At 65.5% G+C, this 12212-nt stretch carries 11 protein-coding genes; 6 read left to right on the top strand and 5 right to left on the bottom strand.

The features are described 5' to 3' along the window. Positions 1-110: 110 nt before the first annotated feature. Positions 111-1226, top strand: a complete 1116-nt coding sequence (gene mnmA / locus Q1W68_RS05905) for a tRNA 2-thiouridine(34) synthase MnmA (RefSeq protein WP_300715858.1) — start codon at positions 111-113, stop codon at positions 1224-1226. A gap of 6 nt (positions 1227-1232) precedes the next feature. Here the strand turns inward: mnmA and Q1W68_RS05900 are convergent, their stop codons facing one another. The 4 genes from Q1W68_RS05900 to Q1W68_RS05885 form a co-directional block, all read right to left on the bottom strand. Then, positions 1233-2600, bottom strand: a complete 1368-nt coding sequence (locus Q1W68_RS05900) for a DUF3422 domain-containing protein (protein WP_300661089.1) — start codon at positions 2598-2600, stop codon at positions 1233-1235. 95 nt (positions 2601-2695) lie between these two features. Next, positions 2696-3718, bottom strand: coding sequence for a response regulator (locus Q1W68_RS05895; RefSeq protein WP_300652294.1), 1023 nt, complete (start codon positions 3716-3718; stop codon positions 2696-2698). Continuing rightward, a complete protein-coding gene (locus tag Q1W68_RS05890; RefSeq protein WP_300652297.1) occupies positions 3715-5502 on the bottom strand; it encodes a HAMP domain-containing sensor histidine kinase in 1788 nt (595 codons plus the stop codon). Before Q1W68_RS05890 ends, Q1W68_RS05895 begins: the two co-directional genes overlap by 4 nt. Positions 5503-5767: 265 nt before the next feature. After that, positions 5768-6262, bottom strand: coding sequence for an NUDIX hydrolase (locus Q1W68_RS05885; protein ID WP_300652300.1), 495 nt, complete (start codon positions 6260-6262; stop codon positions 5768-5770). 115 nt (positions 6263-6377) lie between these two features. Between Q1W68_RS05885 and Q1W68_RS05880 the strand changes: the two genes are divergently transcribed. The 5 genes from Q1W68_RS05880 (at position 6378) to Q1W68_RS05860 (ending at position 11930) form a co-directional block, all read left to right on the top strand. Beyond that, on the top strand, positions 6378-7511 hold the full coding sequence (locus tag Q1W68_RS05880) for a Re/Si-specific NAD(P)(+) transhydrogenase subunit alpha (protein WP_300652302.1): 1134 nt from the start codon (positions 6378-6380) through the stop codon (positions 7509-7511). 22 nt (positions 7512-7533) lie between these two features. Beyond that, complete coding sequence (locus tag Q1W68_RS05875) at positions 7534-7860, top strand: NAD(P) transhydrogenase subunit alpha (protein WP_056264460.1); 327 nt, start codon at positions 7534-7536, stop codon at positions 7858-7860. Beyond that, entirely contained in the window at positions 7857-9281 is a 1425-nt protein-coding gene (locus Q1W68_RS05870; RefSeq protein WP_300715856.1) for an NAD(P)(+) transhydrogenase (Re/Si-specific) subunit beta, read from the top strand. The genes Q1W68_RS05875 and Q1W68_RS05870 overlap by 4 nt, the downstream gene beginning before the upstream one ends. A gap of 205 nt (positions 9282-9486) precedes the next feature. Further along, positions 9487-11175 carry a long-chain-fatty-acid--CoA ligase gene (locus Q1W68_RS05865; protein ID WP_300715855.1) on the top strand — a complete coding sequence of 563 codons (1689 nt, stop codon included), beginning with the start codon at positions 9487-9489 and terminating at the stop codon, positions 11173-11175. Beyond that, positions 11175-11930 carry a 5'-methylthioadenosine/adenosylhomocysteine nucleosidase gene (locus Q1W68_RS05860; RefSeq protein WP_300652308.1) on the top strand — a complete coding sequence of 252 codons (756 nt, stop codon included), beginning with the start codon at positions 11175-11177 and terminating at the stop codon, positions 11928-11930. Before Q1W68_RS05865 ends, Q1W68_RS05860 begins: the two co-directional genes overlap by 1 nt. A gap of 7 nt (positions 11931-11937) precedes the next feature. On the opposite strand, the gene Q1W68_RS05855 is transcribed toward Q1W68_RS05860, so the two are convergent. Further along, a partial coding sequence (locus Q1W68_RS05855) for a CorA family divalent cation transporter (protein WP_300715853.1) occupies positions 11938-12212 on the bottom strand: 275 nt, incomplete at its 5' end.

Below are 12212 nucleotides of genomic sequence, written 5' to 3'. Positions count from 1 at the left end.
CTTGAAATGAGGCTTAAACCGCTTTGTGACGAATGTCAGCAGCGGTAACGCAGCCATCGGCCCGCCACCACGCGACCCGAGGGGATTGCCGCGCTGGGATAATCCCGCCCATGGCAAACAAGCAGCGTGTGGTGGTGGGGTTGAGCGGTGGCGTGGACTCCGCGGTGAGTGCGTACCTGCTCAAGCAGCAGGGGTATGAGGTCATCGGCATCTTCATGAAGAACTGGGAGGACGATGACAACAGCGAATACTGCTCGTCCAACATCGACTTCGTGGACGCTGCCAGCGTGGCCGACGTGCTGGGCATCGAGATCGAACACGTCAACTTCGCCGCCGAGTACAAGGACCGTGTGTTCGCCGAATTCCTGCGCGAGTACCAGGCCGGGCGCACGCCCAACCCCGACATCCTGTGCAACGCCGAGATCAAGTTCAAGGCCTTCCTCGACCACGCCATGCGCCTGGGCGCCGAGAAGATCGCCACCGGCCACTACGCGCGGGTGCGCGAGCGCAACGGATCCTTCGAGCTGCTCAAGGGGCTCGATCCGCTCAAGGACCAGAGCTACTTTCTGCACCGCCTGAACCAGGCGCAGCTGAGCAAGACCCTGTTCCCGGTGGGCGAACTGCCCAAGACCGAGGTGCGCCGAATCGCCGCCGAGATCCAGCTGCCGAACGCGAAGAAGAAGGACAGCACCGGCATCTGCTTCATCGGCGAACGCCCGTTCCGCGATTTCCTCAACCGCTACATCGCCAAGGAGCCCGGCCCGATCAAGGACGAAAAAGGCCGGGTGCTGGGGCAGCATGTGGGCCTGAGCTTCTACACGCTGGGCCAGCGGCAGGGGCTGGGCATCGGCGGCGTCAAGGCCAAGGGCGCGCAGAAGGGCGACAACGACCACGCCCCCTGGTTTGTGGCGCGCAAGGACATGGCGAGCAACACGCTGTGGGTGGTGCAAGGTCACGACCATCCCTGGTTGCTCACGCCCCAGCTGAGTGCGCAGGACGTGAGCTGGGTGGCGGGCCACCCGCCCGCCGCCGGTGAGGTGGGCGCCAAGACGCGTTACCGGCAGGCCGATGCACCGTGCAGACTGCAGCCGCAGGGCGACAGCCACTTCGAACTGCGGTTCAAGGAACCCCAGTGGGCCGTGACGCCGGGCCAGAGCGCGGTGATCTACGACGGCGAGATCTGCCTGGGCGGTGGCGTGATCACCACCGACGCGGCCAGCGCCTGAGTCTCCTCAGGGCGCTTTCGACGGTGCATTCAGGCGCGCATGGATGCGCCGCGTGGTGCGCCACACCACCCACAACACCAGCGGCACCATCGCACCCGCCGCCATCTCCGGCTGGATCGGCAGACCCGCTGCCTTGGCGCCCTTGGCGATGTAGAGCAGCAGGCTGATCACGTAGTACGAGATGGCCGCGATCGACAGGCCTTCCACCGTGGCTTGCAGCTGCAGCTGGAGTTCCTGTCCGCGCGTGAGCTTGGCCAGCAGCTGCTGGTTTTGCGCTTCGGTGACGATGTCGACCCGCGTGCGCAGCAGTGCGCTGGTGCGTGAGACGCGCTCGGACAACGAGGTCAGGCGCTGTGCGCTGGCCGCCACCGTGGCCATGGCCGGCGAGAGCCGGCGCTGCATGAATTCGCCGATCGTCTGTGTGCCCGGGATCGGCTTCTCGCGCAGCTCGGCGATGCGCTGCGTGACCACCGCATCGTAGGCGCGCGTGGCCGCGAAACGGTAGGTGTTCTCGGCGGTGGCGCGCTCCACGCGCGCGGCCAGCGACACCAGCTGGTCCAGCAGCTCTTGCTCCGAGGTGGATTTGTTCTCCAGCTGCGCCGTGATGCTGGCGAGCTGCGCTTCGGCCGCGCTCAAGGTGGGGCCCAGCGTCTTGGCCACCGGCAGGCCCCGCAGGGCCATGAGGCGGTAGGTCTCGATCTCCAGCAAGCGCTGCGAAATGCGTCCCGCGCGTGTGTCGGTGGTGCCCGGCGGCGTGAGCACCAGCATGCGCTCGAAGCCCGAGGGGTGCAGGCGGAAATCGGTCAAGGCCCATGAATGGCCGCCGCCAATTTGGGACGCGACCACGGTGCGCCCGCCAAACCACCGCTGGGCGGGCTCCATGAGCCGGGCCTGGGCGCCGGGCGTTTGTTCGGGCAGGTCGCAATGCAGCATGACCAGCTTGATGGCTGCCACGGTGCGCCCGGGGATGCCGCGCAACCAGCCCGGGGGGGTCACCAGCTTGTCCAGCAGCACCGGGTCGGTGGCGCCCAGGCCGGCACCCTCGGGCAGGTGCTGCACGATGGAGTAGCGGGTGAATTCGGTGTGGCGTTCCCACTTCAGCGTGTGTTCGTCCAGCCGCAGGCGCAGGAAGTTGCCCTTCATCTGGTCCGGCGTCAGGTCGTCCTGACCGGGCAGCTGCTTGAGGTGGGCCCATTCCTGCTCGCGGCTCACCCCTTCGTTGAGCACCGCGACAAACACGATCAGCGCGGGCAGGTGGATGCGCGCCGAGGGCCGCGCATGCACTTCGTTGTGAAGCTCTTCGCGCAGCGCATCGTCGGGTGGCAAGGCGTTGGGCAGAGCAGGCGTGGTGACGGGACTGAAGGACGAATTCATGGACACAGGGACTCCGTGGGTTCGGGCTGCTGCCAACTGTATGCCACGGCGGGCATCCCGAGGCCACTTCGTTCAACGTGGTGGCCGAACCCGCTTCAGGACTTGCCGAAGAGGCGCCTGAGCCATGCCACACCGGAGACGGGTGGCGCATCGGTCGTCAGGGCCGTGAGGGGATCGAATGCGGAGCCGCCCAGGGGCGTGGCGTCGCTTGCGTCCCACCCGCTGGCGTTGCCTTCCAGCGCGAGGTGGCGCGGATGCTCCATTGCGTGTCGCGCAATGCTCGAAGGCTGCGCCATGAGATCGCGGTGCTTTTTCAGTGCCGAGCCGATCATGCGACCGACATAGGCCGGGCCGGCGGGCTTGGCAATGAAGCGGAAGATCTGGCCCTCGTTGATCAAGCGGCTGAGGGTGGTGCTGTCGCGTTCGGCGGTGTAGACCACGGCCACGATGTTCGGGCTGCTGCGCTTGACGGTCCGGATCAGGTTGACCGTGCTGACCTGGCCGGCGCCGGTGTCGGCGACGATCACGGCGACCTTGTAACGCTGGAGCAGGCTGACGGCTTCGTTGTGGTTGCGCGCCCACAGCATCAGCATGTCTTCGCCGAGCAGGCTGCGTATCTGGTGTTCGATGGCCGGGTCTTCGTCCATCAGGAGCACGGCTTCGGTGTGGCCGCCCTGCAGCGTTTCCAGGCCCGCAGACGTCGTTGATGCGGCGCCGAGCGACCGCTGCAGGGGTACCTCGCGCGCCACGGCGGCGGCGTACGCCACGGTTTCGATCAGGTGCTGGTTGTCCCAGGGTTTGTTGATGAAGCGGAACACCTCGCTGTCGTTGACCGATCGAAGCACATCGGAATACTCGGCGTATCCGGTGAGCAGCAATCGCATGGTGTTGGGCGATGTCTCCTTGACCCGTTCCAGAAATTCGGTGCCGGTCATGCCCGGCATGCGCTGGTCACTGATCACCACATCGAACGCGCTGTGTCGCACAAGCCCAAGTCCCTCGTCGCCGCTGTTGGCTGACGTCACGTCGAAACGGCTTCGCAACAACCAGTTGAGCGAGCGCAGCACACTGGGCTCATCGTCCACACAGAGCACGCGGGGCCGGTTGCGGGTGTTCATGTGGAGGCACCTGTCGGCATGGGCAGTTCGATCTGGAAGGTGGTGCCGACACCCACCTGGCTGGTCACGGTGAGCGTCCCGCCATGTTCGGCCACGATGTCCCGGGCGATGGCCAGGCCCAGCCCGGTGCCGCTGCCCATCGGCTTGGTGGTGAAGTAGGGCTCGAAGATGCGCGGGAGAACATCGTCGGGGATTCCGCTGCCGTTGTCTTCCACCGTGATCCGGACGCAAGCCCCGTGCACGGTGGTGGACACGGTGACCACGCCAGCGCCGTCGATCGCCTGGGCAGCGTTCATGATCAGGTTCAGGAACACCTGATTGAGCTGCGAAACCTGGCACTCCAGCCTGGGCAGCGCGGAGAACTTCTGGACCACCTGAACCCTGGTCGAGATGACGGCCCGCGCCAGGTAGATCACGCTGGAGAGGGTGGTGTTGAGGTCGACTTCGGCGGTGCGCGACCGGTCCAGCCGCGTGAAGCTGCGCAGGTTGTCCACCATCTCGTTCATCTGGTTCAGCCCCGTGAGCACGTCGCTGAGCATGTCCTGCGTCATGCCGAGTTCGTCGGGACAGCGGGTCAGCTGCGATCGCACCGTGTCGGTGTCCAGGTCCAGCGATCGGTGCGTTGCCGTGGCGTCCGCGCTGCCGGCCATGCGGTCGAGCACCTGGGCGGCGCTGCGGATGCCGGGCGCCATGTCCTTGAGCGCCTCCATGGCCATGGACACATTGCTTTTGGAGAAGGCCAGTGGCGTGTTGAGCTGGTGGGCCACGCTGGCCACCATGTTCCCGAGCGATGTCATCTTCTCCGACTGCGCCAGCCGCTGTTTGTTGGCGTCGCTCTCCCGGGCCTGTTTTTCGATCACGCCTTGCGCCCGCCGCACGATGGCGTGCAGCACGGCGAACAGCAGCGCAAGCAGGCCGGCCAGCGTCATGAGTTGGACACTTTCCGCCCGCTGCGCGTGGCGGCGGTGCGCCAGCGACTGCTGCTCCAGTCGCGCCAGGTGGATCGCGGCGGTGTTGCGGATGTCGGCCGAAGTTTGCTGGACGCGGTGGAGCTGGGCCGTGACATCGAATTGCAGTTCGAGCACGGCCGCCGTTTGGTGGGTCACGGGATCGCTGACGGGCACATGGCTGGTCATCAGGTTGCGCGGGTCTGCGCCCTGCACGCCACCCGGCGCTGCTGGTGGCAGCAGCGCACTGGATGGCAACCCGAGCGCGGCTTGCGCCCAGCCGGCGACGCCGGTGATGTTGTCGCCCACGTGTCTCCGATCGGAGGAATACAGCGTGTTGCCCTGCAAGTCGTGGATGCGGACGCCGGTGATCAAGTTGCCACGCAGGGCGTGCTGCAGGCGGGCGTCGAGCGTGGCATGCGCCGGCAGCGCTTGAACACGGGCCATTGGCTGCCCGAGGCACGTCGGCGATGTCATCGGTGCGTTGTCCGGTGCGCCTGCGGGCTGGCGCTGGCCTCTGCACGCGCTGAAATCGATTTTTTTTGCGGCAGCCAGGAACGGCGACAGGGCTTCGTCCCACAGGCCAACCGACAGCGCCTGGGCCAGTTCAACGTGGCTGTCCTGGCGCGTGATCAGCGCATCGCGCTGCAGGGCCGTCGCTGCGTGGCTCACCAGATCGGCCTGCAATCGCTCGAAGCTGCCAAACGCCTCAAGGCGGGTGGATTCCGACCGCGCCGATTCACGCATTTGAAAATACACCATCGCACTGGCTGCGCACGCAAATGCCATCAGGCTGGTGACGGTGAAATGACGGATCAGCTGGAATCGGGCTTGCATGGTGTGCCGGGTGAAACGGTGCCAGCAAATTTCCGAGGCCTTGTCGTCATGCGTTTTCGAATGGCGAAAGCGGGAATCCGGCCTGTGTGGCGATGAACAAGGAAGTCATCGTATGCAGGGTGCAGGCCCTCAGGAAATACCACGCAGGCAGTATTTCGGTGCTTCCGCACGGGCCTTTCATCGCGGGATGGCACGCCATCCGCCGCGACGCCGTTGAAAGCGCCACCGCCGTTCTTCGATCGCTGCAGGGAAACCTGCGGTGGCCTCAGCGGGGACCGGCCACCGACGCGTCGGTTTGAACCAGGGCCAGCGGATACCGTTGGCCTGCGAGGTGATCCTCCATGCAGCGCAACACCAGCGGGCTGCGGTGACGCGCGGCGCTGGCGCGGACCTCGTCGGGCGTGAGCCACAGCGTGCGCACGATGCCGGTGTCCAGGCTGAGCCCCGGTACCGCCTCACCCAGCTCGCCGCAGTAGGCAAACCGCAGGTAGGTGATGTCCTCGTCGCCGTCGGGGGTCTGTCCTGAGCGCTGGAACCGCGAGAGGTACACGCCCACCAGCGCCGTCGGCGTGAACCGGTGCGTGGTTTCTTCCAGTGTTTCGCGCACCACGCCCTGGGCCGGGCTTTCGCCTGGGTCGAGGTGGCCCGCGGGGTTGTTCAACCGCAGACCTTCCGGCGTGTGCTCTTCGATCAGCAGGTACTTGCCATCGCGCTCGATGACGGCGGCCACGGTGACACTGGGTTTCCAACGGTTGGTCATGCGTGGATTATCCGCACCCGGGCGCCGACGGGCTTGCCCGGGAAAGACAGGAGGAATCAACACTTTCAGTTAAGCTCGGCCGCTGATTCCCCAACCCGCGAGCGAGGAGACGTTCATGATGATTGGCGTACCCACTGAAACCACAGTGGGCGAAACACGAGTGGCCGTCACGCCCGAGACGGCCAAAAAATACGTGGCTCAAGGGCACACGGTGCGCGTCCAGTCCGGGGCCGGCCTGGCCGCCAGCGTGACCGACGCGGCCTACACCGCGGCGGGTGCCGAGATCACCGACGCCACAGGCGCGCTCGGGGCCGACCTGGTGCTCAAGGTGCGCACCCCGTTCGACAACGAGCTCGCCATGATGAAACCCGGCGCCACCGTGGTCGGCATGCTCAACCCCTTTGATGCCGAAGGTCTGCAGCGCATGGCGCGCGCCGGCCTCACCGCCTTTGCCCTCGAAGCGGCGCCCCGCACCACGCGGGCGCAGAGCATGGACGTGTTGTCTTCACAGGCCAACATCGCCGGCTACAAGGCCGTGATGCTCGCGGCGCACCATTACCAGCGCTTCTTCCCCATGCTCATGACGGCGGCCGGCACGGTCAAGGCCGCGCGTGTGGTGATCCTCGGCGTGGGTGTGGCGGGCCTGCAGGCCATTGCCACGGCGAAACGCCTGGGCGCGGTGATCGAAGCCTCCGACGTGCGCCCCAGCGTCAAGGAGCAGGTCGAGTCGCTGGGTGGCAAGTTCATCGACGTGCCGTACGAGACCGCCGAAGAAAAGGAAGCCGCCGAAGGCGTGGGCGGTTACGCCCGTCCCATGCCGCCGAGCTGGCTGGAGCGCCAGAAGGCCGAGGTGGCCAAGCGCGTGGCGTTGGCCGACGTGGTGATCTCCACCGCGCTGATCCCCGGGCGCGCCGCGCCCGTGCTCATCACCGAAGACATGGTCAAGTCCATGAAGCCGGGCAGTGTGATCGTGGACATCGCCGCCGGCAAGGGTGCGGGTGGTGTGGGCGGCAACTGCCCGATCACAGAGACCGACCGCACGGTGGTCAAGCACGGCGTGACCATCGTCGGCGAAACCAACCTGGCGGCCCTGGTGGGCGCCGACGCCTCGGCGCTCTACGCGCGCAACGTGCTCGATTTCCTCAAGCTGATCGTCAACAAGGACGGCGCGCTGCACGTGGACATGGAAGACGACATCGTCGCGGCCTGCCTGATGGCGCAGGGCGGCGAAGTGAAACGCAAGAGCTGAACGAGACACCAAGGACAAGACCATGGACGCCGTATCCCCCACCGTTCTCAACCTCATCATCTTCGTGCTCGCCATCTACGTGGGTTACCACGTGGTCTGGAACGTCACACCCGCGCTGCACACACCGCTGATGGCGGTGACCAACGCCATCTCGGCCATCGTGATCGTGGGCGCCATGCTGGCGGCTGCGCTGACCGAAACCAACCTCGGCAAGACCATGGGCGTGCTGGCCGTGGCGCTGGCCGCGGTCAACGTGTTTGGTGGATTCCTGGTCACGAGGCGGATGCTGGAAATGTTCAAGAAGAAAGAGCGCAAGGCGCCGGTGGCCGCTGAGGGAGCGCACAAATGAGCATGAATGTCGTCACGCTGCTGTACCTCGTTGCCAGCATCTGTTTCATTCAGGCCTTGAAGGGCCTGTCGCACCCCACCACGTCCATCCGTGGCAACGTCTTCGGCATGACCGGCATGGCGATCGCCATCCTCACCACCGCCGCGCTCATCGTCGAGCTCTCCGGTGGCAAGGCCGAGGGCATGGTCTGGGTGCTGGTGGGCCTGGTGGTGGGTGGTGGCGCCGGCGCCATCATGGCCAACCGGGTCGAGATGACCAAGATGCCCGAGCTGGTCGCGTTCATGCACAGCATGATCGGTCTGGCCGCGGTCTGCATCGCGGTGGCCGTGGTGGCCGAGCCCTACGCGTTCGGCATCGTTGCCAAGGGCGTGCCGATTCCCTTCGGCAACAAGATCGAGCTCTTCCTGGGTGCGGCCATCGGCGCCATCACTTTCAGCGGTTCGGTCATCGCCTTCGGCAAGCTCTCGGGCAAGTACAAGTTCCGTTTGTTCCAAGGTGCGCCGGTCACGTTCTCGGGCCAGCACATGATCAACCTGGTGCTGGGTCTGGCCACCGTCGGGCTGGGCGTGTTCTTCGCGTTCACCGAAAACTGGCCCGCCTTCTTCGCCATGATCGCGCTGTCGTTCGTGCTCGGCGTGCTGATCATCATCCCGATCGGCGGCGCCGACATGCCGGTGGTGGTGTCCATGCTCAACAGCTATTCCGGCTGGGCGGCGGCGGGCATCGGCTTCTCGCTCAACAACTCCATGCTGATCATTGCCGGTTCGCTGGTGGGCTCGTCGGGCGCGATCCTGAGCTACATCATGTGCAAGGCCATGAACCGCTCGTTCTTCAACGTGATCCGCGGCGGCTTCGGCGGTGAGTCGGCCGCAGCGGGCGGCGCCAAGGCCGAAGCGCGGCCGGTCAAGACGGGCAGCGCCGACGACGCGGCCTTCGTGCTGGGCAATGCAGAAACCGTGGTCATCGTGCCGGGTTACGGCCTCGCGGTGGCCCGCGCTCAGCATGCGGTGAAGGAACTGGCCGCCAAGCTGACCGAAAAGGGCATCACGGTGAAGTACGCGATCCACCCGGTCGCCGGCCGCATGCCGGGCCACATGAACGTGCTGCTGGCCGAGGCCGAGGTGCCGTACGACCAGGTGTTCGAGATGGAAGACATCAACGGCGAGTTCGGCCAGGCCGATGTGGCCATCATCCTGGGTGCCAATGACGTGGTGAACCCGGCCGCCTTGCAGAAAGGCAGTGCCATCTACGGCATGCCGATCCTGGAAGCCTACAAAGCCAAGACCGTGATCGTGAACAAACGCTCCATGGCCGCGGGCTACGCCGGTCTGGACAACGAACTCTTCTACATGGACAAGACCATGATGGTCTTCGGCGATGCGAAGAAGGTGGTCGAGGACATGACCAAAGCGATCGAATAGCCGACCCGGACCACGGTCCGGTTGACAGTCCAAAAGGGGCAGGTGGCAGCACCTGTCCCTTTCGTTTTTGTAGCATGCTTTTCAAGAATGGAGCGACTTGACGCGCAGTCGTCAGAAAGTCGTAAGGGAAAAACACGAGGCCGCGCCGCCACCCGCAGCCCGACAATGGCGGGTTGTTTTCAATACCAAGTTCTGGAGATCACGCATGACCGCATCAACGGCCGACCGTCCCTGGCTGGGCTCGTATTCCCCCGGTGTGCCCGCCGACATCGACGTGGCGCAGTACAGCTCGCTGGTGCACCTCATGGAAGAGAGCTTCGGCAAGTTCGGCAGCCGCCCGGCCTACAGCTTCATGGGCAAGCAGATCACGTTTGCGCAGACCGACAGCCTGTCACTCGCGTTTGCGGCCTATCTGCAGGGCCTGGGTCTGGTCAAGGGCGACCGCGTGGCGATCATGATGCCCAACGTGCCGCAGTACCCGGTGGCGGTCGCGGGCATCCTGCGTGCGGGGCTGGTGGTGGTGAACGTGAATCCGCTGTACACGCCGCGTGAACTGGAGCACCAGCTCAAGGACTCGGGCGCCAAGGCCATCGTGATCATCGAGAACTTCGCACACACCTTGCAGCAGTGCATGGCCAACACACCGGTGAAGCACGTGGTGCTCACGTCCATGGGCGACCAGCTCGGTCTGCTCAAGGGCGCGCTGGTGAACTACGTGGTGCGCAACGTCAAAAAAATGGTGCCCGCGTTCAGCCTGCCGCAGGCCGTGCGTTTCAACGACGCCATTGCCAAGGGCACGCGCGGCACGCTCAAGCGCCCCGACATCAAGCCCGACGACATGGCGGTGCTGCAGTACACCGGCGGCACCACCGGCGTGAGCAAGGGCGCGGTGCTGCTGCACCGCAACGTGATCGCCAACCTGCTGCAGTCCGATGCCTGGAACGAGCCGGCCATGAGCCGCGTGCCCGAGAACGAGCAGCCCACCAGCGTGTGCGCCCTGCCGCTGTACCACATCTTCGCCTTCACGGTGAACATGATGCTGGGCATGCGCACCGGCGCCCTGAACATCCTGATTCCCAATCCGCGTGACCTGCCCGCGGTCTTGAAGGAATTGGGCAAACACACCTTCCACAGCTTTCCTGCGGTCAACACGCTGTTCAACGGTCTCGCCAACCACCCCGACTTCAACACGGTGAACTGGGGCAACCTCAAGGTCTCGGTGGGCGGCGGCATGGCGGTGCAAAGCGCGGTGGCCAAACTCTGGCTGGAGAAAACCGGCTGCCCGATCTGCGAGGGCTATGGCCTGTCCGAGACCAGCCCCTCGGCCACCTGCAACCCGACCACCAGCACCGCCTACAGCGGCACCATCGGCCTGCCGTTGCCCAACACCTGGCTCAAGTGCCTGGACGACGATGGCAACGAGGTGCCGATGGGTCAGCCTGGCGAGATCGCGATCAAGGGTCCGCAGGTGATGGCGGGTTACTGGCAGCGGCCGGACGAGACCGCCAAGGTCATGACGCCGGACGGCTACTTCAAGACCGGCGACGTGGGTGTGATGGACGAGCGCGGGTATTTCAAAGTGGTCGACCGCAAGAAGGACATGGTGCTGGTCAGCGGCTTCAACGTGTACCCCAACGAGGTGGAAGACGTGGTGGCGCAGCTGCCCGGCGTGATGGAGTGCGCCGTGGTGGGCGTGCCCGATGACAAGTCGGGCGAGGCCGTCAAACTCGTGATCGTGAAGAAGGACGAGGCCCTGACCGAAGCCCAGGTGCGCGACTATTGCAAGACCAACCTCACCGGCTACAAGCAGCCCAAGGTGGTGGAGTTCCGCACCGAGCTGCCCAAGACCCCGGTGGGCAAGATTCTTCGACGCGAACTGCGCGACAAAAAATAGTGGGAGGCCCCACCGCCATCGTCAGCGCGCTGCACGAAGAGCTGGCCGCGGTGCTGGCGCTCATGCCCGACGAGCAGCAGCAAACCGTGGGTGGGCGCACCTTCTGGCGCGGTCACCTGCACGGGCACGATGTGGTGGTCGTGCTCTCGGGCATCGGCAAGGTGGCGGCGGCCACCACCGCCACCGTCCTGATCGAGCGCTTCGGGGTGCAGCGCGTCGTGTTCACCGGGGTGGCCGGTGGTGTTCGGCCCGGCGTCAACGTGGGTGACGTGGTGGTGGCGCGGCAGTTCCTGCAACACGACATGGACGCGTCGCCCCTGTTTGCGCGCCACGAAGTGCCCGGCTACGGCCGATCCATGTTCGATGCCGACGCCGGACTGACCGCGCAACTTGCGCACGCCAGCGACAGTGTGTTGCGTTCCTTGCCAGCGCAGCTGCCCGACAGCGTGCGCAGCGCCTTCGGCCTGCACGCCCCTCGGTGCCACCAAGGCCTTCTGATCAGCGGCGACCGCTTTGTATCCACCACCGTCGAGAGTGAAGCCCTGCGGCGCGAACTGCCCGAGGCGCTGGCGGTCGAAATGGAGGGCGCGGCGTTTGCGCAGGTGTGCCACGACTACCGTGTGCCGCTGGCGGTGGCGCGCACCATCTCCGACCGAGCAGACGACGCGGCGCATGTGGACTTCCCGCGTTTTCTGCGCGAGGTGGCCAGCCGCTACAGCGGTGCCATCGTGGGTGCGCTGTTGAAGCCGAACTGAAGTCGGGTTACCGCAACCAGCCCCGCTTGCGGAAGTACAGCATGGGGACCACGGCCGAGAGCACCATGAGGGTGAGCGCGAGCGGATAGCCGTAACGCCACTGCAGCTCGGGCATGAACGCGAAGTTCATGCCGTAGCTGCTGGCCACCAGCGTGGGCGGCAGCAGCGAGACACTCGCCACCGAGAAGATCTTGATGATCTTGTTCTGGTTGATGTTGATGAAACCGACCGTCGCGTCCATCAGGAAGTTGATCTTGTCGAACAGGAAAGCGGTGTGGCTGT

It is taken from the genome of Hydrogenophaga sp., from assembly GCF_030158645.1.
GTDB lineage: Bacteria > Pseudomonadota > Gammaproteobacteria > Burkholderiales > Burkholderiaceae_C > Hydrogenophaga.
Note: the sequence above shows the minus strand (reverse complement) of the source record. Positions and strands in the feature narration are given on the sequence as shown.